Raw genomic sequence first — 20,717 nt, forward strand, 5'->3', positions numbered from 1 at the left:
TCGTTATTTATATAGTAAGTAACCCTTAAATTATTAATTAACCAAATAGATACACAGGATTTATAATGTTCTATTGCTATTGAAGGAGACATATTCGCACATAGTGAAGCGTAGCTTCATGCTTTGTGTCACTTCACAGGATCTAAAATCACCTTATAAGGCTATGTGCCTATGTGGTTAAATATTCGTCTTTTTAAAATTTAGACAGTTACTAAGATTGTCCAAATTTAACAATTGAAAATTAAAGTTAAAACAACCGTGGCAGTAAAATGATTTTCTACCTTCGCTTTACAATTGCTAAACGAATCCCTGCTATGAAATATTTCCTTTTTATCCTGTTTTTTTGGGGAGCATCTGCTACGGCCCAAAATTTTATCGACATGGAAAAAGACACCATACAGATGCAGGAGGTTGTAGTGACCAGTGGGAAAAAGCATAAAATGAAAACCCTGCAGCTCACCGGGCCGTGCTATTCGCCCGAGCCGTTTAAGGATGCTGATGAGATCCTGACCCTTGTCGAAAACCTTCCTGCGGGCTCGCTGGAATCGGTATCGTTTTATTTTAACGGGGTTTTTGAAGGGACAAAAAAGCGGGAAGAGCAATCAACCTTTGGCGTACTTATTTACACCGTTGATGACAACGGGCAGCCCGGGCAACGAATTGCTTACGACAAAAAAGCCCTTATCATGGATGAGAAGGCCAAAGGCAAAGTAACTATAAATATCGCGGGCCTCGACCTGCAAAGCCAGCATAAGTTATTTATTGGGCTCGTAAAGGAATCCGGCCCGGCCGTGATCGACGATCTGTTTTTCGACTGCCTGTGCAACGGCCATGATAAGTACATGACCCTCGCCCGAACTTCCGAAACTGCTCCCTGGGAAAGAAGATGGGTATGTGCCGCAATACGGGTTGATGTGAGGGTGGTACTGGATAAATAACAAAATCCCGAAGCTTTACACCACGGGATTTTTTGTATCTGTAATTCAGTATTCAGTGCAGCTCAATCTCAAATCTACAATCTGAAATCTGAAATTAAAAAGGCAAATCGTCGTGCTCTTCTTCTTTATAGTTGCTTGCCGGCTGGAAAGAATCGTTTGCTGTCGGCATCGGCGGCTGTTGTGCCTGGTAGCCTCCGCCTTGTCCCTGTGGTGCGTCGGCTTGTGCTTTTTCTATCCTCCATCCCTGGATCGAGTTGAAGTATTTTGTCTCTCCCTGCGGGTTCACCCATTCGCGTCCCCTTAGGTTTATGGAAACTTTTACAGGCTCTCCTGCTTTGTAGTTGTTCAGCAGGTCGCATTTGTCCTGTGTGAACTCTATCATTATGTGCTGCGGGTACTGCTCATCTGTAGTAACCACCATTTCCCTTTTCCTGAAACCGTTAGCGCCAAAGGCTTTGGTCTCGTCGATCATCTTGATTCTTCCTGAAACTTCCATAATTTGTCTGTTATTTTCTGCCGCGAAGGGCAGCTATCGTTAGTAAATAATTAAAAATCTTTCTTTGCCAGCAGCACTTTCCACGCCTGTGCTACCTCGTTATTGTCGAGCAGTTCCTTTGCCATCCTGAACTTTTTCCCTTCATCGTCAGCGCTCAGTACGGCTTTGGTTTCAAAGCTGCCTTTTACAAATATAGCAACTTCTTCGTCAGTAGGCAACGTTTCTACATTACCTAATTTTCCAAGGTCGTTGCCATTGAAAACACCGCTATGTATTACATAATCCGGAATGGCATCTACACCTATACCCAGTGTGGTAAGCGGTTTTTCAACCTCAAAAAGGCCTGCATTGGCGCGGCTGTACCAGTTGCCGCCCATACGCGCCACAAGGTCGATCTTGTACTGGTCGATCCCGCCCTGGCCGGGCGTCATGATATCCTCATTAATGTGCATTTTCAACACCTCGCAAATGATCAGGTTGCCTGCACCGCCTTCGGTACCAAGGTTTACGATATTGAGCACTTTGCATTCAAACTGTACCGGCGATTCTTTCACGCGGTAAGGCTTTACAATATCTGATGGCAGCATGGTAAGCCCGGCTTTCTCAAACTCGTTCACGCCGTCGGCATATTCCGTGCTCGACAGTGATGCCTGCTGCACGATGTCATAGTTCACCACATTGATCACCACTTCACGGTTCAGTTCGGCATTAATGAGTGTGTGCTTTACTGTATTATCGCGCACCCTGCGTGCCGGTGAAAACACCAATATCGGCGGGTTCGAACTGAAGGCATTAAAAAAACTGAAAGGCGAGAGGTTGGGCACGCCGTTCCTGTCTAAGGTGCTTGCAAAGGCAATAGGCCTGGGGCCAACTGCTCCCTGCAAATAGCCCTGGAATTTGGCCGTGGGCATTTCTTTTGGGTCAATACTGAACATCCGGTTTGTTGTTTTTACAAAGATAATCGTTTGCGGCAATGCCCCGAATTTTTAACTATGGTAAAACCCATAAAATATCAACAGTTAAATTGCGTTAATTACCCACGCCAAAGGTGCTTAAAAAAGTTATTTTTTAAAAATTTAAGCAGTTACTTACTATCTTTAAGCCTCAAATTTTAATTGTATGCAAATTACCGATAAAAGAAGCCTTACCCGCTGGTTCATAATTATAGCTTCTTTTCTTATAGTCATCCTCATTGTTTGGAATACGTATTTCATGTTCCAGACCTTTAAACATGAAGAACGTGCAAAAATGGAGCTTTGGGCAGACTCGATGCAAACCATAAATAATGCCGATCCCGAAACGGATGACATATCACTGCCTTCAAAGATCGTGCGAAGCAACGAGACCATACCCATGATACTTGTAGAGAACCTGAACGGAAAGGATGTTATTAGTAAAAATCAAAATCTCCCTGACGAAATAGCGAACGATACAACAGCGGTACGGCAAATGCTTGAACAATTTAAAGAAGCAAATGCGCCGATCGCCATGCGCGGTGCACTTAATAATGTACAATATATTTATTATGGCAATTCTACCCTGCTTAATCAATTGAAATATTACCCGGTAGCACTCGTCCTTATCATTGTACTTTTCGGCGCAGTAGTTTATAACTTTTACCGCGCGACCAAAATGAGCTCGCAAAACCGCCTTTGGGCCGGTATGGCAAAGGAAACGGCACACCAGATAGGCACGCCGCTGTCGTCGCTTTTAGGCTGGATAGAGATTATGAAGGCTGATAATGTAGATGAGACGACCATTGAAGAAATAGAAAAGGATGTAAATCGCCTGCAGACCATAGCCGAACGCTTCTCTAAAATTGGGTCGGAACCCCTATTGGAAGAAAGGGATATTGTGGCGGAGACCGAACACGCATTCGATTACCTCAGGGCAAGGTCTTCCAGCCAGGTAGAATTCAATTTCCGTTCGCCAAACCACCCCGTTATGGTAATGCTCAACCCCGAGCTGCACAGCTGGACCATAGAGAATTTGGTTAAGAATGCCATAGATGCCATGAAAGGGAAGGGCAGGTTGGATGTGGTTGTAGAGGAGCGTGAAAAATTCGTAAAGATAAAAGTGTCGGATTCCGGGAAGGGGATACCCAAATCCCAGTTCAGTAAGGTATTTGAACCTGGCTTTACTACCAAAAGAAGGGGATGGGGCCTTGGCCTCTCCCTTACCAAACGCATTGTGGAAGAGTACCACAAAGGCAAGATAAAAGTTTTAAGCTCTGAGGTAGGGAAGGGCACTACAATGCAGGCTAGTTATAAAAGGATGTAAAATAAAAAAGGCCGGGATAATTTTCCCGGCCTTTGTGTTGTATTATGGCGTGCTGGTATAAACATACGTTATCGTTGCACCGTTCAGTGTCGCCTCTGTTTCAAGGCTTGTAGCGTTCAGTTTTTTAAGGGTGTAAGTATCCGTTGTCCCGTCAACTGTAGTGGTGAGTGTTTCGGTAGTAGCAGAATAAGTCCCGTTGTCTACGGCCGGGTCTTCCTGGCAGTCATAATAATCCACATCCCTAAATCCATTGCCGTCAAGGAACTGGATGTAATCTTTGCCGCAGGGCATATTCCCGGTATAGTCTACAGTCTGGCCGCCCAGCTTGTAGGATACGTAAAACCATCGTTGCTTAAGGTGGTCCAGGTTTACCGCCGGCTCCGATGGGCCATTGTCATCATTAGAACAACCGGCCAGGCAGAGCATTGCGATAGCCAATCCGAATAATTTTTTCATAGAGGTTTGTATTAGGTTATATGCAATAATATAAAATATTCCGGCAATCTTTGGTTAATGTTATGATAATAAAAAAAGCCGGAAAATATTCCGGCCTGATCGTATTTTAAAGATTTGCGCTTATGGCTTTTGCCAGCTCCTCAAATGCTTCCTTTTCCATTTTTACTTTGTTTGAGAAACGCATCTCATCCATTTCGTTAAGGGGGATAAGGTGAACATGTGCGTGCGGTACTTCCAGCCCTATTACAGCCATACCTATGCGTTTGCAGGGCACGGTTTTCTCTAATGCCTTTGCCACTTTGCGGGAAAACTGCATCAGGCCCAGGTAAAGCGCTTCATCCATGTGGAATATCTTATCGATCTCCTGCTTAGGTATACAGAGCGTATGGCCTTTCGCATTTGGGTTCACATCAAGGAACGCAAGGTAGTTGTCGTCTTCAGCTATTTTATAAGCCGGGATTTCGCCGTTTATTATTTTGGTAAATATGGAGCTCATGCTGGTAGATTAATGTTCGTCCCTTGATATTTCAAGCACATCAAATTTCAGGGTACCGTTAGGCACCTGTATCTCTGCGGTCTCGCCTACAGATTTGCCAAGCAATCCCCTCCCGATAGGCGATGTTACCGATATCTTTCCTGTTTTAAGGTCGGCTTCGCTTTCGGCAACAAGGGTATATTTCATTTCCATGCCGTTGGCCTGGTTTTTTATTTTTACGGTAGAAAGTACCAGTGCTTTCGTCAGGTCAAGCTGCGACTCGTCTATAAGGCGTGCATTAGATACAACCTCTTCCATTTTGGATATTTTAAGCTCAAGAAGGCCCTGTGCTTCCTTGGCGGCATCATATTCGGCATTTTCAGAAAGGTCGCCCTTATCCCTGGCCTCGGCTATAGCCTGGCTTGCTTTCGGTCGCTCTATGCTTTTAAGCTGGTCCAGCTCGTCCCTCAATTTTTTTAGTCCCTCTGCTGTGTAGTAAGATACTGTACTCATAACTTCATCGTTTATATAAATAGAAAAAATCCCATCAGGACGGGATTCTTTTTACAAAGATAGTATTTTTATGTTAATTCAATTTTTAATTGTGCAATAGCATACTCCAAAGTTAATTAAATTAACTTTGTTTCATAATTCTTACGACAAAATTTTACGCTATGAAAAAATATATTTTACTGTTCATCGCCATCGCTTTCCTTTCGGGATGCGATAAGGATACTTACAACAATAACAATAAGTACCTGCCTAATTACAACTTCTCTATAGATATTGACACCAACCTGCCCCTTTACACACCGCTGCAGTTTACCGCAAACCCGGTACGCATCTCGCAGGCCGGTATAGGCATCAATGGCATTATAGTCATGAATACCGGCAGCGGCTATACTGCCTTCGAAGCCAGCTGCCCTAACCAGGCGCTGAGTTCGTGTTCAGGGCTTACCCTGGACGGCATAAATGTGGTATGCAACTGTGATAATGTATCCTACAGCCTGTTCACCGGGCTTGCCAGTACCGCGGTGCAATACCCGCTGAAGCCCTACAGGGTACAGGTTGTAGGCCAGAATATGATACGGGTATACAACTAACGATGCCGCGTATCGTACTCGAAACGGTTATCGCTGCGCCCATTGTGGTTGCCTTCGACCTTTCCCGTAGTATCGACCTGCACAAGAGATCAACCGCACATACTGGCGAGCAGGCTATTGCCGGCAGAATGTCCGGGCTTATTGGGATGGGCGAAAGTGTTACCTGGAGGGCGAAGCATTTTGGCCTATGGCAAAAGCTAACGTCGAAAATAACAGCCTTTGACCCACCTCGTTTTTTCGTTGACGAAATGGTACAGGGGGCTTTTAGAGGATTTCGTCACGAGCACATTTTTACAGAAGAAAACGGCCTCACCTTAATGACCGATATATTCGACTACCAAAGCCCATGCGGAATTTTTGGCCGCATAGCCGACACCCTCTTTCTTGAAAGGTACATGCGAAACCTCCTCACCGAACGCAACCGCATTATAAAAGAGTTTGCTGAGGATGAAAACAAATATTGTAAAGTCTTACAGGCATCTGTTTAGCCAATAAAATCCATAAATTTTTTCACACAACGCCTTGTACACCCTGTATAATTTCTTTGTGTGTCCTGCCGGAAATATCGCAAGTCTTACGATCGTTTTTTACAAACTTTCATGGTTTTATTCCAAATATTCAGACATCCTGAACGAATATTCATTTGCCAAAAATAATGCCTTTCTGCTCCCTATTTTTGTCCTCGAATTAAACACAAAACAAAATTTTAGTAACCAGGTAAAAAACAAATTATGAAAACAGTATCAAGAATGGCCTGAGTTGTAGCAGTGAAAATGGAGTGATATTCATTACGGCAAGCAGGCATTACTATCTTATTAGTAAATTATTAGTAAGAAAATAGTGATTTATAATAATAATTGTATTTTAGACAAATAAATAGTTAACCAATTAAAAAAAAACAAATTATGAGAATCGTATTAAGAATTTTTGGAATTATCGCAGTACTTGTAGCTGTTGGAATGGGAGCACTTACTGTAAACAGGAATTTTGAAGATGCCAAGGATGCCAAAGAGATGGCAACTACAATTGAACAATACCAAAAAGATGTAGCTACTATGAAGGAGCAGGTAAAAGCCATGTCAGGGGATGAGGCTACTGCTATGAACGAGGAGATAGCCAAAGCTGAAAAAATGCTTGACATACCTTCGCCGGGGACATTTACCTTTATAGGTGTACTTATGGCTGTACTTGTAATTGTGAGCCTTATTTCAGCAGTATTCTTATTCAAGGCGGGCCACAAAATTGCCGTGATACTTCTTGGCGTAGCAGTTATAGCCGGTCTTGCAGCTATCGTGATATCGCCAAACATCAGCACCGAATATGGCCCTGCGAGCAACCGCACACTATCCATCGTAGTTACTATACCTGCAGTAATTGCCGCCTTCTTTGCCTTCGTAATGCGCAACGGTAAAAAACCGGCCCAGGTTAACAATATGGCCTAACCATCTTAGCAAATTATTAAATCAACAAACCAAATCTGATGAAAAAAATGATTGTACTGGCCCTAATGCTGTCATTTGTCCTGCAATCCTGCAAAGACAAAGAGGTAGCCGCCGCTGACACGGCAGGAACTGAAGAAACAGCTGTAGCCGAAACTGCGAAGACCCCTGTCTATGTTGTAAATGAGGCCGACTGGGTAGAGACCGACCTAAGCGGAACATCATCCCTGACACCTATTATCGTAAAGCTTCCAAAGGGCGCTGTACTTGAAAAAAATGGCAACGGCGGGGTAGATGTAAAAATAGCCGATGACTATGTTATTACCGTATATGCGCAGGCTGTAAGCAGCATGGAAGAACTGATCAAAGGCAATAAGGATTTAACAGTAGGCCGTACGCAGCAATATGTTGATATAAAGCTGCCAAAGGACGAGCCAACAGGATTTGTGTACACCTATACCATGAAGCCTGAGGCAAACGGTTTTAAGTACAATCCGGAATCCCACTTTTTCCATGCATTGAAAACTGCCGGTGGTGCATTCTTCAGCCTGTCAGACGGTAATTCCAGCACCATGGATGACAACAAGGTATATACCGAAGAAGCTGCTCTAAAAGCGTATGAGATAATTAAGAAATCAGCAAAAGTCAAAGGATAACCTTTAAAAGCCATTTATAACAAACCAACCAATTTAGTTTTTTGCTGAGGCTCCCGAAAGGGAGCCTTTTCTTTTTGGTGTAGTGTGCTATGGTGAAATGGCCGATCACATAAGAGTAAGCACGCCCTAGTGTAGCTGCCCCCCTCCTTCGGAGAGGGGTTGGGGTGAGGTCTTTGAGCAAAACATTGCTAACTAAAGTCCGATTCTCCATAAGAATAAGCCAGCCCGGGTGTAGCTGCCCTTCTCTTTGGAGAGGGTAGGGTGAGGTCTTTGAGCAAAACATTACTTACTAAAGCCCGATTCTCCATAAGAGTAAGCACACCTGAGTGTAGCTGCCCCTCTCCTTTGGAGAGGGGTTGGGGTGAGGCCTTAAGAGAGAGTTGTGTTCTTCGAAAACGATTTAAGTATGAGTCCTATTAGCAAAAAAAAAGCAGGAGCGTTAAGCCCCTGCTCTAATAATAGTAAGTTTTTTTAGTTGTGGTTAAAACTTAAGTGTAGCCCCGGCTAGGAAATTAATACCTGCCTGAGGGTAATAGTAAGGATCGCCATACATATAGCCATTGGATACATATTTTTCATCGAAAATATTATTCACAAGGCCGTTTACTATTATGGATTTAAATATCGCTTTCGGCTTAAACTCATAGCTGATATTAAAGTCGGTAGTGGTATAAGCTTTCAGTTTCGCATTATCCGATTCCATATTGTCCATAAATTGCTCGCCCACATATTTTGTAGCCAGCATGGTCTGGAAATTGTTATGGTGATAGATCAGCTGGCAGGCACCGATAACACCCGGTGAGAAAGCGATCTCGGTCTTGCCAAGGTTTTGTACACCGCCATCCGTCTCATTAAAAAAGTCGATGTTCTTGTTATCGCTTATGGCAATATTCGGACGTAATGTAAACCTGTCGGTCAGCGCAATTGTGGCATCGGCCTCAAACCCCATCCTATAGCTGTCGCCGCTATTAGCATACACAGGGGCGCCCACACCATTTAATGCACCCGTAAGCACCAACTGGTCTTTGTAACGCATGTAATACGTGTTTATATTCACACTGGTATTGCCTGTTTTAAAGCGCCATCCCAACTCAAAATCGTTAAGGCTTTCCGACTTGGTGCTGCCGTTCTCATAATCATCACGCCTTGGTTCCTTGTTGCCGCGCGCATACGAGAAGTAGATGGTGTTCTTGGTGTTTACGGTATAGGTAAGCCCTGCTTTCGGATTGAAGAATTTAAACGTATCATCTACCGGGCCTGATAAAATACCCTGTGCCTTGTAGTTTACTGTGCGGTATTGCAGGTCGCCGAAAAGGTTCAGTTTTTGCGTGATGCTGTAATTGGCCTTGGCAAATACGTTCAGGTCGGTTTTTGCGGCATAATCGTTATAATAATGATCGCCCGGCTGCGTACCCTGCGAGTACCTTGCCCATATCACCTGGCCGAAATGGTCGCCTTCATACTTGTTGTATGCCCCGCCAAAAACCACATCGAGCGCGCTGCCTTTATAGTTGGCAGAAAAAGTGGTGCCGTAAAAATTGTTGTCCAGCCATTTGCGGGTTATAAGGTCTTCTTCGGTTATGGTCACGCCATTCACTACCGCAGGCTCCAGCCCATAATCTGCATAGGTAGCATTGTCGTTATAGTTCTCGTAATAGCCTTTTCCTTTAGTATAATGGAAAGCCAGGTTGGTGCTCCACACATCGCTCAGGCGCTCGTTCCAGTGCAGCTGGTAATGGTCCTGTTGGTAGTTGTCGGTCTCATTATCATAAAAACGGGTGTTGCCCTCGGCATCAGTATACATACCGGAGTAATTGAACTGCCTGTCGCTCGCCAGTGTTGCGGCATCAATACCGTTCCAGGCCTGATAGGTTTTTTCATTTCCGCCAAATACCAATGCCTTTATCAAAGTGGTAGTACCAACATACGTTCCCTGCAAAAAGTAGGACTTCAGGTCTGATGAGGCACGGTCGATATACCCGTCGGATGCGATGTTCGATAAACGCCCTGCCAGCTCAAAACGGTTTCCCATAAGCCCGGTGCTGAATTTAACCGTGTGCTTGCGCGAATTAAAGCTGCCGAACGAGTTGGATATCTCACCGCTGGCATCGTGCTTAAAAGCATCGGTAAGCACGTTAAGGCTTGCGCCAAAAGCACCTGCACCGTTAGTAGACGTTCCGACACCGCGCTGTAACTGGATATTCTCTGCCGAAGAAGCGAAGTCGGGCATGTTCACCCAAAAGGTCCCCTGCGATTCGGCATCGTTGTACGGTATACCGTTGATGGTAACGTTTACCCTTGTAGCATCGGCGCCACGCACACGGATACCGCTGTAGCCTATGCCATTGCCCGCATCGGACGTTGTAACGACCGAAGGGAGGTAATTGAGCAACGCCGGGATGTCCTGCCCGAGGTTTCGCGGGGCAAGTTCTTCTTTGGAAACATTGCTGAAGGTAACCGGTGTTTTGCTTCCGGCGCGTACGGCCTGCACGAGTACTTCGTCAAGTTTGTAATCCTGTGGTTTAATGGTGTCCTGCGCAACAGGCTGCTGCGCGAAAGCAGAAAATGAGCAGATTGAAAAAGCAGCGATCAGTGCAACTTTGCAACTTTCCGACTTTGTAACTTTGCAACTTTTTAAAATAGAAATTTTCATCCGTAAAATGTTTTACGAATAAAAGGGGTAATTATTCTTTGTTATAATTAATAAATGTTCCGGCATTATGCTGCGGCGTGCACTCCGCAATATGTTGCCTGTTTCCCTTGGCGGCATTACCCGCCCAGGTTCTTTGGGTATGATCTCAGCCCGATTATTTAGGGCACCCCTTTGAGACGGGGCAAATGTAAGGAAAAAGATTATTAGATCATTCGATTTTTAGATTTTTGGACAGAACTGATTTTACGGGTAGTCTTGCAGTCTAATATCTAAAAATCCAACAATCTAAAAATCCGGTCTCCTCCGCGATTGCTTTATATCCGATTGCCTCCTTTTATTCTCAATGCGTTTTTTGATGACCGACCTTGGGATCCTGGTAGGCTTCCTTGGCTTGACTTCTTTGAGAGCGTTGTCCATCATCATCAGGAAACGCTTTATCACGATGTCTTTGTTACGAAGCTGGCTTCGGTCTTCGTCGCATTGCAGTATTAGGATGTTTTCATTGGTAAGCTTGCTGGCAAGGCGTATTTCGGCAAGGGCTTTCTCCTCATCGGTAAGTGACCTCGAATTGGGCAGGTTAAAGCTCAGCACCACTTTAGATGACACTTTATTTACGTTTTGCCCACCGGCCCCGCTGCTGCGAACGGCCTTAAAGTCGAGTTCCTGTATGATGGTTTCCCTGTTCATTTTAATTTCAGATTTTTGATTTCAGATCTCAGATTGAGCTACACTCATTTCGACTAAACTAAATCTCGTTTTTTTATTCATAATTCCACTTCTAAATCTGAAATCTACAATCTAAAATCTGAAATATCTATTGCGGTTGGTGTGCCGGTTTCAACAAATCATTAACGGTTTTCACAGGGTTGAAGGTCTCTATGGGCACTTCAGTGAATACGGTTATCCATCCTGCCATAGCGCCGTTCCAAAGTCCCGGGAGTTCATAGCCTTTAAGGTCTTTGCCCATTTTGTTTTTATAAACGATAAATCCTGTAGAAGGGTCGATGAATTCATTCAGGTCGAATTTTTCTCCTTTATAGTTCTTAAGCCCACACACAAGGTCTACCGGGTTAAAGTGGCTCGATGCTGCCAGGATTTCCTTTTGTGCAGTATTTTCCAGGTCGATCTGCGAACTTTCCACGATCTGGAGCGAAAGGCTTCCGTTGTCTCCTTTTACCCAGAAAGGGCCGCCACCGGGTTCGCCTTCGTTCTTTACCATCCCGCAGATGCGTATCGGACGGTTGAATATTTTTTTAGCAAATTCCAGTCGGTGTTCCGGGGTGAATTTCATGATCTCCTCCGGTATGTCGATGGATAGTTTCGCCATAGCAAATGCGAACATATTCTTAAGTTCCTGCTCGGTTACACCGCCCTGTTCTATTTGAGTAAGGCATGCAAAAACCTGCTCCTGCAACTCCAGCAACTGGCCGGCAAGCGCTTTTTTATAAAGGGCAATGGTCTCAATATTATTATGGCTCACATTGTCGATGTTCTTCACAAAAACAATGTCGGCATCCAGTTCGTTCAGGTTTTCAATAAGCGCTCCGTGCCCGCCCGGCCTGAAAAGCAGCGACCCGTCCTCATTGCGGAAAGGCGCATTATTCATATCCACCGATATCGTGTCGGTTTGCTTATGCTGGTACGAGAAACTGAAATTAATTGTAATGCCATATTCTGCTTCCACCTTTTTCTTTGCATCCTCAATGGCGTCAAGGAAACCGTCCAGATGCTCTTCGGATATGGTGAAATGCACATCGGCGGCACCTTTTGAGGTGGCATAAGCAGCGCTTTCTTTTAAATGTTCATAAACAGGGGTAGCTGTAAAGTCGCCATATTGGTGGAATGGCAATATGCCCTTAGGCTTATTCGCATAGTCGAAAGCCTTATGGGTAAGCATGGTTTTTACAAAGTTAAAATAGCGCAGGTCTTTCGGCAGGCTGGCATAGTCCGGGTTCTCTTTCACCACTTTCAGGATCTCATTGAAAAACGGAAATTTATCAATACCAATAAGGAAAACCTTCAGCGCTTCGTCCTTACGGCGATTAATATAAGCATTTATCGTTTCTTTCTTTGCATCGAATTCAGCCAAAAACTCGCATACGAATTTAAACATACGGCTGGCAGCGCCCGAGGCAGGGACGAATTTCATAAGTTTCAGGCTGTCTTTTCTCTGGTCAAAATAAGCAGCAAGTTCCCTGGCCTTTGCTTCATAAAGGTCAACGATACCGTCACTCAGTACGGCGGGTTTTTTAAGTACCATTTTAGCTATGCCATTCCTGAAAGTAACAAGGTGTGTCCTCACTTTTTCTATAGGGATGCCGCAACGGTCCATTTGTACAAAATCATTTACGGTAAAGCCCAGGTCAAGGGTCTTCTCCAGTGCGGCCAGTGTGGTTTTGGCAGTAGCTAAAAGACCTTCGCCTTCACCAGGAATTACAATATATTCAGTACCCTTTTTTTCCAACTGGTGCACAAGCTTATCCATATCTGCATCGCCTGCTTTACCGGCAAGGATATATAAGTTGGTATCAGGTGCAACGTTTTCCAGCCCATTTGTAAAAGACTCGTTCCGGAAAACAAATTCACGGGCATCGTTGCCATCAGGGTCAATAAAGGTATGCAGCGCTTCCGCCATTTTTTTACTGTTCCCGGCACTACTGCTGTATAGGGTAATAGTTACTGTATTCGACTTTTGTTTTGTAATGTTTTCTTCCATGACAGGTAGCCGATGATGGCGATTACTGTTAAAAATATATTTAAAATACTCGTGAGGGTATAGCCTTTAATAAAAAACAGCGGCACAGCAATGATGTCTCCGGCTATTAAAAAAAGCCAGTTCTCTATCTTGCGTTTCGCCATAAGCCACATCCCTACAAAGAACAGGCCTGTGATAAATGTATCTATATAAGCCCATTGGTGGGTAAATTTATCAAAATAAATATATACTACTGAAATAAATGCGACAGAAGCTGTAAAAATTATCAAAGATTTAATCTTGTCGTCTTTCGTCATCGTGGTTATTTGCAGCAGGTCATGGTGCTGGCTGTCCTTCCTGCTCCACAATATCCATCCGTAAATGCTCATGTAGAAGTAGTAAGCATTGATTATTGTCTCGCCATATAAATTCCACTGGAAAAGCAGATACACATAAATAATGGTACTCACGAGGCCTGTAGGATAAACAAGCACATGGTTTCTTGCCGAAAAGATAACACTAAGGATTCCGAAGAGTATCGCAATAAACTCAAGCGTTATGTGCAGTGTACTGTAATCTTTATACTGCCCGAAAAGCAGATCGTAAAATTCGTCCATTACCCGTTCCCGTTATTATCAAGGCAGTATGCAAGCGTAAAGCCTTCGATCTCTTCGAAATAAAAGGAATATACATAGTCTATTTCCCCGAAAGTTACTCCTGCCTTGCCGGTGATATCCTTCATTTCAAAAGGATGCACGGCGATGTGCTGCTTAAAGCTGAGCTGTTTGCGCGATATCATTTTATATACAGCTTCCTTTACACACCATATAACAATGAGCTTCCGCATATACTCTTCCAGGTGAAGCGGGTCGAGATAGGCAAATTCAGGTTCAATAAATTTGTCGGCAATAGTTATCACTTTCTCTCTTTGCAGCTCAATGTCAATACCGGTATTCCTGATCCCGATAATAACCGCCGAAAAAGCATACGAATGGGTAATGGAGATATTCGTGCCGTCTTTCAGGTGGGGCTTGCCGTCAGGGCCATAATACAGGTCAAAATCGCTATAGCCCACTTCCTGCATCAGCCTGCGAACGCTCAAAAGCGCTTTGCGGTGCTGTTCCGATTTCATTTTGTCCATTTTGGCTACGCACCCGTTGTTGAGGTGCACGCCTTCGGCCAGCTCTTCGAGGGTTTCGGCTATTTTCCAGATAAGCAGTTGCGTACCAGGGGCTATTGTGACAGATCTGTATAGAGGCATTGGTAGTTAATTAATGAGCAAACAGCAATAGCAATATTGTTTGCAACTGTATATTATTTAATTTTTAAAGTGCCTGATTAAAAACCAATTCACTAAATTTGTAAAAATTTTTATAACACAAATATACGATATTCATGAGTACTAAAACATTGCCTTTTGTGGCTTATAAAGTTAAAGACATTTCGTTGGCCGAATGGGGAAGAAAAGAAATTACCCTTGCTGAGGCAGAAATGCCGGGATTGATGGCACTTCGTGAAGACTATGGCGCATCGCAGCCGCTTAAAGGCGCGCGTATTGCAGGATGCCTTCACATGACCATACAGACAGCTGTACTTATAGAAACCCTTGTTGCACTTGGCGCAGAGGTTACCTGGAGTTCATGCAACATTTTCTCTACACAGGACCATGCCGCTGCTGCCATTGCCGCCGCCGGAATATCGGTATATGCCTGGAAAGGCATGAATGAGGAGGAATTTGACTGGTGTATCGAGCAGACCCTTTGGTTTGGCGAAGACCGTGAGCCTCTTAACATGATCCTTGACGACGGTGGCGACCTTACCAATATGGTATTCGACCGTTTCCCTGAACTTGCTGCAGGCATTAAAGGCCTTAGCGAGGAGACTACTACAGGAGTACACCGCCTTTACGAAAGGATGAAAAACGGTACGCTTGTTATGCCGGCTATTAATGTGAATGACTCCGTTACAAAATCGAAATTCGATAATAAATACGGCTGTAAAGAAAGCGCCGTGGATGCTATCCGCCGTGCTACCGACCTTATGCTTGCGGGCAAAAGGGTTATCGTATGCGGTTATGGCGACGTAGGTAAAGGTACTGCCGCTTCTTTCCGTGGTGCAGGTTCTATCGTGACTGTTACCGAAATCGACCCAATATGCGCGCTTCAGGCTGCCATGGACGGTTTTGAGGTAAAAAGGCTGGACACTGTTATCGCTACTGCCGATATCATCATCACTACCACAGGTAATAAAGACATCGTTGTGGGAAGCCACTTCGAAAAAATGAAAGACAAGACTGTGGTTTGCAACATCGGCCACTTTGATAACGAGATCGACATGGCATGGCTTAATAAAACCCACGGCGCAAGCAAGATCGAGATCAAGCCGCAGGTTGATAAATATACTATCAACGGTAAAGATATCATTATCCTTGCCGAAGGCCGCCTTGTAAACCTTGGATGCGCTACCGGCCACCCAAGCTTTGTAATGAGCAACTCGTTCACGAACCAAACGCTTGCTCAACTGGAGCTTTGGGCTAACGCTGATAAATACGAGAACAAAGTATACATGCTGCCTAAGCACCTTGACGAAAAAGTTGCAGCGCTTCACCTTGCCAAGCTAGGCGTGGAGCTGGAAACACTTCGTAAAGACCAGGCTGATTATATTGGTGTGGAAGTACAGGGACCATACAAACCGGAGTATTACCGTTACTAAGATTTTCGGATCATTAGATATTAGACTACAAGACAATATGACCCTCGCTTATGGCGAGGGTTTTTGTTTTTATGTTATTACCATGCCGTGTCCAATCCGGATTATGGTAATAATAAAATCTGATTTTTTCAATTTCAAAATGGAAACTGAAGATGTTGCCGTCTGAAATTCAATCGAAATCGATATTATACTTAAATTAGCGCCCGAACAATTCTGAGTAATAAGGAAATATATAAAAAGATCTATGAATATTAAGAAAATAACAGTTGCGCTACTTTCACTATTGGCTATGTTCTCAGGTTGCGGGCATGGCAGCACTGCTAAGAGGAATAGCGAGCTTGCTCAAAATTTGGATCAGGAACAGAGCAATGATCCGTTATCGGCATACCAACATCTGTATCCTTTTAAGAACGGATTTGCAATGGTAGTAAAAGATAAAAAATATGGTTTCATAGACAAAAAAGGAAATATTACAATACCGTGCCAATATGACAATGCGCATGATTTCAGCAACGGATTTGCGATGGTCCAAAAAAATGAAAAGTACGGATTTGTTGATGTTACAGGTAAAGAAATAGCGTCGTTAAAGTATGACTTTGCGACCGATTTCCAAAATGGCAGGGCAATGGTAAAGCTGGATGGAAAGTGGGGATTTATTGATGAAAAAGGTATGGAAATTATACCCGTAACCTGCGATAGTGCCAGCGATTTTATGGAAGAAGTAACAGCTATAAAAGAAAAGGGCAGTTGGTTTATCGTGGATAAAGTGAATAACAGGAAACCTGTCCGCCATAACTGTACCAGCCTCTCTTCATTCAATGACGGACTTGCGTCCATCGAGATAGGCGGGAAAAGCGGCTGTATAGATAAGCAGGGAAATATCGTAATTCAGCCCAAATACAACTATGTGTTTTTTTTCAGCGATGGCCTGGCAATGGTCGAACTGGATGAAAAGCACGGTTTTATCAACCGGAAAGGCGAAGAGGTTATTCCTTTATTATATGATGGTTACCCCGATTTTAAGGACGGGCTGGCGGCGGTAAGCTTAAATGATAAATACGGTTTTATCGATAAGGCAGGAAAGATGGTTATCCCGATACAATATAGCAATGTTTATAGTTTTTACGATGGACTTGGACGGGTGAGTATCGAGCATAAGTTAGGCTGTATCGATAAAAAAGGCAAAATAGTCATCCCCCCGGTTTATGATCAAATACAGGTTGGCGAAGGAATCCTTGGTGTTATAGCCAACGGTAAAGCACAATTTTTAGATATAAAAGGGAACGTGCTGTTTCCCGAAGTGTATGAAGATCTGTATGGCTTTAGCGACGGTGTAGCTTTGGTTAAGCAAAATGGAGTATGGTTTTACATAGATAAAAAAGGCCACCGATTGTTTTAGATGGCTATCTTTTACTAAGATTTTTGGATCGTTAGATATTAGACTACAAGACCATGACCCTCACTGAACTGCGGGGGTTCTGCCTGACCTCACCCCAGCCCTCTCCAAAGGAGAGGGAGTAGCTTCACTCAGAGTTTATAGGATACTATTTCGGGAAGTACCCGTTCTTCGCTCCCCTCTCCTTTGGAGAGGGGTCGGGGGTGAGGCCTTAAAGTTAAGAGTGCATCTTAATCTGAAATCTACGATCTAAAATCTGAAATTTTTGAGTGTAGCTCAATCTGAAATCAAAAAATCTGAAATCTGAAATCACCCACGAGTCCAGCACTCCATGATATGGTCGTTCACCATACCGGTAGCCTGCATATTCGCATAGATAACGGTTGAGCCCACAAACTTGAACCCGCGTTTTTTCATGTCCTTGCTTATCGCGTCAGAAAGCGGGGTGGTGGCCGGAATCTGTCCCATCGAAGTGAATTTATTGTCAATGGGCTTGCCGTCGGTAAACTTCCAGTAGTAATTGGAAAAACTGCCAAATTCCTCCTGTAGTTTCATAAAAGCCTGCGCGTTGGATATGGCAGCGGCTACTTTCAGCCTGTTGCGGATGATACCTGCGTCCTGAAGCAATTCGTCAGATTTTTTCTGACCGTAGTTAGCGATCTTTTTGTAGTCAAAATTATCAAACGCACGCCGGAAATTCTCGCGCTTGCGCAGTATAGTAATCCAGCTCAGTCCTGCCTGGAACGTCTCCAGGAGCAGGAACTCGAAGAGTTTGCCGTCTTCATAAACAGGCTGTCCCCATTCTTCGTCGTGGTATTTTTCGTAAAGCGCATCGCCTACGCACCACCGGCATCTTATTTTATCGCTCATATTTCTTTTAGTGTGTCTTTAGCAAGGAATTTATCGATCATAGCGTGTGCAAGGTAAATTACCGGAGTAAGGCCAAGAGCGATGAGCAGCTTTACAAAATAACCGGTAAAACCCGAAGCTATAAATTGTTCCGTATTCATTTTGCCGGGAAGGTAAAAAGCGATACCGAGCACAATAAAGCTGTCGAAAAACTGCGAGATAACAGTTGATCCGGTACTGCGCAGCCACAGCATTTTGTTCCCGGTTTTTTTCTTTACAAAATGGAACAGCGTTACATCTATAAGCTGAGATACCAGGAAGGCTGTAATACTGCCCAGGATTATAAGCATCCCCTGCCCGAATATGGCCGTAAATTGTCCATCAGTTACAAAATTAGGGCCAGAGGCCGCCGGAATTCTAATGGCTATAAATAGTAAAACGAACACGTAAGCAATGAGGCCCGCCGTAATAAGCGATAATCGTTTCACGCCCTTTTCTCCAAAATATTCGTTGATTAGGTCGGTGGTGATAAATACTACCGGCCATGGCAGTATACCTACACTCATAAGTGCCGAGCCAACATAAATGAGTTTGGGGCCAATAAGTTCGGCTGCAACGGCATTGGTGATAAAAATCCCGGCAAGGATGGTATAAATAAGGTGTTTTCGGGTTTCGAACATACTGTAATATTGGTAGTTTCAAATATACGAAATAGTTTAACAGTGTGTAATTTGTCATAACCCATTGTCAATATTGCTAAGATCTTAACTTGCACAAAATATAAGATGAAATAACACTTATTTATTGAATGGTGAGGAAAGCTATTATACGTCAGTAATAGTGGTATCGACAGAATGATCTATCCGGTGTAAACGATAATTTTGATGACTGTAATTTCAGTAACCAACATTCTGAAATTATGGTACAGACGCAACCATTTAACATAAATTGCATCTGATAATCAAACCAACCGTTAACATTTATGAAAAAAATCTTACTACCGCTGTTATGCGCCCCCATAGTTGCTTTAGCGCAGCCAGGTTCTTTTGACACGTCTTTTGCCGGTACGGGTAAAAAATCACTTTACGTACAGGAACAGATGACCCGTGCTTATCGTATTGCCGCCCTGCCCGGCGGAGCTGTACTTACTGCCGGGTTTAACTATTCGCAGGACTACAACGGCGCATTTCTTGGGGCATTTGTTAACAAACACCTTGAGAATGGCAATGCCGACACTTCTTTTGGCAACAATGGCATTGTTTATTTTGGCAATCCGTCAGCGTTGAATTGTTTTATAACAGGACTTAAGGCACAGCCTGACGGGAAAATTATGGTAAGCGGCTCTATAAACGGGCAGGGAGAAGTGAGGCGCCTTAACGCCGACGGATCTCCGGATACAACTTTTGGCAGCAATGGCGTTGTATCCCCCGGCCTGCAATACATTAGCTGTATGGCTATTGCACCAAACGGGAAGATTGTGGCTGTAGGCCAATACTGGAATGGCGTTATCAATGTGTACCAGGTACACCGTTATAATCCCGACGGCACCCCGGACACCACATTTGGCAATAACGGCATGATGCACGCCGATGTTACCAGCTATAAGTTTGACCTTGCCCTTGATGTATTGGTACAGCCGGATAATAAAATCGTTATAGCGGGCGAATCGTATCTTGATATGAAAAATGCCGTGGTAAGCCGCTTTAATGAAGACGGAAGTCCTGACACTACCTTTGCTAATAGCGGAGTGGCTATAGTTCCCCTTTCGCCTGATGAGGGCAATGGAAGCTTTCAGGAAATTGCTATGCAGCCCGACGGGAAATTAGTGGCGGCTGGATATGCAATAGGACTTACTGGCACCGGGGGCTATAATTCAAACAGCCCGGCAGTTGTAAGGTTAAATGCCAATGGAGCCCCGGATAGTACCTTTGGGACAAACGGGAAAGTGATTTTACCCACAGTATATAACGCAAATGACCAGTTCACATCGTTGCACCTGCAAAGCAACGGCAAAATTCTGGCAGGCGGGAATGCTTCTTACCCATACCCTTACATCCGCACCTCCTACTACATGACACGTTTTAACGGTAATGGCGAAACAGACACGGATTTCGGCGAAAACGGCAGGCTCCTCTTTGATTTTACAAACTCTGAAGGCGACTATTTAAACTACCTGGAAGACATAACCCAAACAGAAGACGGACGGATTTTGACTGCCGGGTTTACAGGTATAAGCAGTACTGACGAGATGAAGATGATCATCTGCAGGTTTAGAAATGATGATACCGCGAGCGTTAAAGGTAGCCAATTACCCGCATTTATGGTATATCCTAACCCGGTAACTGAGGTTGTTAACATACCGTTGCCGGCGGGAACCTGTGCCACAAAGGTATACAACATGCAGGGGCAGGTGGTATTCAGCCAGATGCGTGAGGGCTTTACAGGCAGCATATCGCTTAGCGGGCTTGCAGCAGGAAGCTATATTTTAAGTGTAGTGTCTGATAGCGGTACGGCATCTCAAAAAATAGTGAAGCTGTAACACACTCCTATAAAGCCACGAATTTCCTGA

At 44.1% G+C, this 20,717-nt stretch carries 21 protein-coding genes; 9 read left to right on the plus strand and 12 right to left on the minus strand.

Annotation, left to right across the window (positions count from 1 at the left end):
• The first annotated feature begins 314 nt into the window (after positions 1-314).
• Complete coding sequence (locus AAEO56_RS11300) at positions 315-938, plus strand: hypothetical protein (RefSeq protein ID WP_341697163.1); 624 nt, start codon at positions 315-317, stop codon at positions 936-938.
• A 94-nt stretch (positions 939-1,032) separates the two neighbouring features.
• Here AAEO56_RS11300 and AAEO56_RS11305 read toward each other — a convergent pair whose 3' ends face one another.
• Together AAEO56_RS11305 and AAEO56_RS11310 are read right to left on the minus strand one after the other, a co-directional pair.
• On the minus strand, positions 1,033-1,434 hold the full coding sequence (locus tag AAEO56_RS11305) for a DUF3127 domain-containing protein (protein ID WP_341697164.1): 402 nt from the start codon (positions 1,432-1,434) through the stop codon (positions 1,033-1,035).
• Between the two features lie 50 nt (positions 1,435-1,484).
• Positions 1,485-2,369: a flavin reductase family protein gene (locus AAEO56_RS11310; protein WP_341697165.1), complete on the minus strand. Its 885-nt coding sequence runs from the start codon at positions 2,367-2,369 to the stop codon at positions 1,485-1,487.
• Positions 2,370-2,553: 184 nt separating this feature from the next.
• Here AAEO56_RS11310 and AAEO56_RS11315 point away from each other — a divergent pair, with 184 nt between their 5' ends.
• Positions 2,554-3,714 (plus strand): sensor histidine kinase, encoded by a 1,161-nt coding sequence (locus AAEO56_RS11315; RefSeq protein ID WP_341697166.1) that lies wholly within the window; start codon positions 2,554-2,556, stop codon positions 3,712-3,714.
• Positions 3,715-3,756: 42 nt separating this feature from the next.
• Here the strand turns inward: AAEO56_RS11315 and AAEO56_RS11320 are convergent, their stop codons facing one another.
• From AAEO56_RS11320 to greA, 3 genes are all read right to left on the minus strand, one after another.
• Positions 3,757-4,170 carry a hypothetical protein gene (locus tag AAEO56_RS11320; RefSeq protein ID WP_341697167.1) on the minus strand — a complete coding sequence of 138 codons (414 nt, stop codon included), beginning with the start codon at positions 4,168-4,170 and terminating at the stop codon, positions 3,757-3,759.
• A 106-nt stretch (positions 4,171-4,276) separates the two neighbouring features.
• Positions 4,277-4,666: an HIT family protein gene (locus tag AAEO56_RS11325; protein ID WP_341697168.1), complete on the minus strand. Its 390-nt coding sequence runs from the start codon at positions 4,664-4,666 to the stop codon at positions 4,277-4,279.
• A 9-nt stretch (positions 4,667-4,675) separates the two neighbouring features.
• Positions 4,676-5,158: a transcription elongation factor GreA gene (greA, locus tag AAEO56_RS11330; RefSeq protein ID WP_341697169.1), complete on the minus strand. Its 483-nt coding sequence runs from the start codon at positions 5,156-5,158 to the stop codon at positions 4,676-4,678.
• 161 nt (positions 5,159-5,319) lie between these two features.
• Between greA and AAEO56_RS11335 the strand changes: the two genes are divergently transcribed.
• The 4 genes from AAEO56_RS11335 (at position 5,320) to AAEO56_RS11350 (ending at position 7,843) form a co-directional block, all read left to right on the plus strand.
• A complete protein-coding gene (locus AAEO56_RS11335) occupies positions 5,320-5,748 on the plus strand; it encodes a Rieske (2Fe-2S) protein (protein ID WP_341697170.1) in 429 nt (142 codons plus the stop codon).
• Positions 5,749-5,750: 2 nt separating this feature from the next.
• Positions 5,751-6,236: an SRPBCC family protein gene (locus tag AAEO56_RS11340; RefSeq protein WP_341697171.1), complete on the plus strand. Its 486-nt coding sequence runs from the start codon at positions 5,751-5,753 to the stop codon at positions 6,234-6,236.
• Positions 6,237-6,653: 417 nt separating this feature from the next.
• The gene (locus AAEO56_RS11345) at positions 6,654-7,190 is read left to right on the plus strand and encodes a hypothetical protein (protein ID WP_341697172.1); all 537 of its coding nucleotides are present in this window, start codon (positions 6,654-6,656) and stop codon (positions 7,188-7,190) included.
• A 38-nt stretch (positions 7,191-7,228) separates the two neighbouring features.
• Positions 7,229-7,843, plus strand: coding sequence for a hypothetical protein (locus AAEO56_RS11350; protein WP_341697173.1), 615 nt, complete (start codon positions 7,229-7,231; stop codon positions 7,841-7,843).
• A gap of 481 nt (positions 7,844-8,324) precedes the next feature.
• Here the strand turns inward: AAEO56_RS11350 and AAEO56_RS11355 are convergent, their stop codons facing one another.
• From AAEO56_RS11355 to AAEO56_RS11375, 5 genes are all read right to left on the minus strand, one after another.
• On the minus strand, positions 8,325-10,496 hold the full coding sequence (locus AAEO56_RS11355; protein ID WP_341697174.1) for a TonB-dependent receptor: 2,172 nt from the start codon (positions 10,494-10,496) through the stop codon (positions 8,325-8,327).
• 285 nt (positions 10,497-10,781) lie between these two features.
• Positions 10,782-11,183: an alternative ribosome rescue aminoacyl-tRNA hydrolase ArfB gene (gene arfB, locus AAEO56_RS11360; RefSeq protein WP_341697175.1), complete on the minus strand. Its 402-nt coding sequence runs from the start codon at positions 11,181-11,183 to the stop codon at positions 10,782-10,784.
• A gap of 127 nt (positions 11,184-11,310) precedes the next feature.
• Positions 11,311-13,212, minus strand: coding sequence for a DUF4301 family protein (locus AAEO56_RS11365; RefSeq protein WP_341697176.1), 1,902 nt, complete (start codon positions 13,210-13,212; stop codon positions 11,311-11,313).
• Entirely contained in the window at positions 13,173-13,808 is a 636-nt protein-coding gene (pnuC, locus tag AAEO56_RS11370; RefSeq protein WP_341697177.1) for a nicotinamide riboside transporter PnuC, read from the minus strand. The genes AAEO56_RS11365 and pnuC overlap by 40 nt, the downstream gene beginning before the upstream one ends.
• Complete coding sequence (locus AAEO56_RS11375) at positions 13,808-14,452, minus strand: 4'-phosphopantetheinyl transferase family protein (protein ID WP_341697178.1); 645 nt, start codon at positions 14,450-14,452, stop codon at positions 13,808-13,810. The genes pnuC and AAEO56_RS11375 overlap by 1 nt, the downstream gene beginning before the upstream one ends.
• Before the next feature lie 134 nt (positions 14,453-14,586).
• On the opposite strand from AAEO56_RS11375, the gene ahcY reads away from it, so the two are divergent.
• Positions 14,587-15,903 (plus strand): adenosylhomocysteinase, encoded by a 1,317-nt coding sequence (ahcY, locus tag AAEO56_RS11380; RefSeq protein WP_341697179.1) that lies wholly within the window; start codon positions 14,587-14,589, stop codon positions 15,901-15,903.
• Between the two features lie 244 nt (positions 15,904-16,147).
• Complete coding sequence (locus tag AAEO56_RS11385) at positions 16,148-17,302, plus strand: WG repeat-containing protein (protein ID WP_341697180.1); 1,155 nt, start codon at positions 16,148-16,150, stop codon at positions 17,300-17,302.
• A gap of 306 nt (positions 17,303-17,608) precedes the next feature.
• On the opposite strand, the gene AAEO56_RS11390 is transcribed toward AAEO56_RS11385, so the two are convergent.
• Entirely contained in the window at positions 17,609-18,169 is a 561-nt protein-coding gene (locus AAEO56_RS11390) for a DNA-3-methyladenine glycosylase I (RefSeq protein ID WP_341697181.1), read from the minus strand.
• Entirely contained in the window at positions 18,166-18,828 is a 663-nt protein-coding gene (locus AAEO56_RS11395; protein ID WP_341697182.1) for a queuosine precursor transporter, read from the minus strand. The genes AAEO56_RS11390 and AAEO56_RS11395 overlap by 4 nt, the downstream gene beginning before the upstream one ends.
• Positions 18,829-19,130: 302 nt before the next feature.
• Between AAEO56_RS11395 and AAEO56_RS11400 the strand changes: the two genes are divergently transcribed.
• Positions 19,131-20,687: a T9SS type A sorting domain-containing protein gene (locus tag AAEO56_RS11400; protein WP_341697183.1), complete on the plus strand. Its 1,557-nt coding sequence runs from the start codon at positions 19,131-19,133 to the stop codon at positions 20,685-20,687.
• The last annotated feature ends 30 nt before the right edge of the window (positions 20,688-20,717 follow it).

It is taken from the genome of Flavobacterium arundinis, assembly GCF_038289855.1.
GTDB lineage: Bacteria > Bacteroidota > Bacteroidia > Flavobacteriales > Flavobacteriaceae > Flavobacterium > Flavobacterium arundinis.

Bases quoted from the DNA above. Each gene is read 5' to 3' on its own strand.
- AAEO56_RS11315 (WP_341697166.1), top strand. From the start codon at position 2,554: ATGCAAATTACCGATAAAAGAAGCCTTACCCGCTGGTTCATAATTATA.
- AAEO56_RS11310 (WP_341697165.1), bottom strand. From the start codon at position 2,369: ATGTTCAGTATTGACCCAAAAGAAATGCCCACGGCCAAATTCCAGGGC.
- AAEO56_RS11320 (WP_341697167.1), bottom strand. From the start codon at position 4,170: ATGAAAAAATTATTCGGATTGGCTATCGCAATGCTCTGCCTGGCCGGT.
- greA (WP_341697169.1), bottom strand. From the start codon at position 5,158: ATGAGTACAGTATCTTACTACACAGCAGAGGGACTAAAAAAATTGAGG.
- arfB (WP_341697175.1), bottom strand. From the start codon at position 11,183: ATGAACAGGGAAACCATCATACAGGAACTCGACTTTAAGGCCGTTCGC.
- ahcY (WP_341697179.1), top strand. From the start codon at position 14,587: ATGAGTACTAAAACATTGCCTTTTGTGGCTTATAAAGTTAAAGACATT.
- AAEO56_RS11305 (WP_341697164.1), bottom strand. From the start codon at position 1,434: ATGGAAGTTTCAGGAAGAATCAAGATGATCGACGAGACCAAAGCCTTT.
- AAEO56_RS11395 (WP_341697182.1), bottom strand. From the start codon at position 18,828: ATGTTCGAAACCCGAAAACACCTTATTTATACCATCCTTGCCGGGATT.
- AAEO56_RS11375 (WP_341697178.1), bottom strand. From the start codon at position 14,452: ATGCCTCTATACAGATCTGTCACAATAGCCCCTGGTACGCAACTGCTT.
- AAEO56_RS11385 (WP_341697180.1), top strand. From the start codon at position 16,148: ATGAATATTAAGAAAATAACAGTTGCGCTACTTTCACTATTGGCTATG.
- AAEO56_RS11400 (WP_341697183.1), top strand. From the start codon at position 19,131: ATGAAAAAAATCTTACTACCGCTGTTATGCGCCCCCATAGTTGCTTTA.
- AAEO56_RS11340 (WP_341697171.1), top strand. From the start codon at position 5,751: ATGCCGCGTATCGTACTCGAAACGGTTATCGCTGCGCCCATTGTGGTT.
- AAEO56_RS11300 (WP_341697163.1), top strand. From the start codon at position 315: ATGAAATATTTCCTTTTTATCCTGTTTTTTTGGGGAGCATCTGCTACG.
- pnuC (WP_341697177.1), bottom strand. From the start codon at position 13,808: ATGGACGAATTTTACGATCTGCTTTTCGGGCAGTATAAAGATTACAGT.
- AAEO56_RS11350 (WP_341697173.1), top strand. From the start codon at position 7,229: ATGAAAAAAATGATTGTACTGGCCCTAATGCTGTCATTTGTCCTGCAA.
- AAEO56_RS11345 (WP_341697172.1), top strand. From the start codon at position 6,654: ATGAGAATCGTATTAAGAATTTTTGGAATTATCGCAGTACTTGTAGCT.
- AAEO56_RS11355 (WP_341697174.1), bottom strand. From the start codon at position 10,496: ATGAAAATTTCTATTTTAAAAAGTTGCAAAGTTACAAAGTCGGAAAGT.
- AAEO56_RS11390 (WP_341697181.1), bottom strand. From the start codon at position 18,169: ATGAGCGATAAAATAAGATGCCGGTGGTGCGTAGGCGATGCGCTTTAC.
- AAEO56_RS11325 (WP_341697168.1), bottom strand. From the start codon at position 4,666: ATGAGCTCCATATTTACCAAAATAATAAACGGCGAAATCCCGGCTTAT.
- AAEO56_RS11335 (WP_341697170.1), top strand. From the start codon at position 5,320: ATGAAAAAATATATTTTACTGTTCATCGCCATCGCTTTCCTTTCGGGA.
- AAEO56_RS11365 (WP_341697176.1), bottom strand. From the start codon at position 13,212: ATGGAAGAAAACATTACAAAACAAAAGTCGAATACAGTAACTATTACC.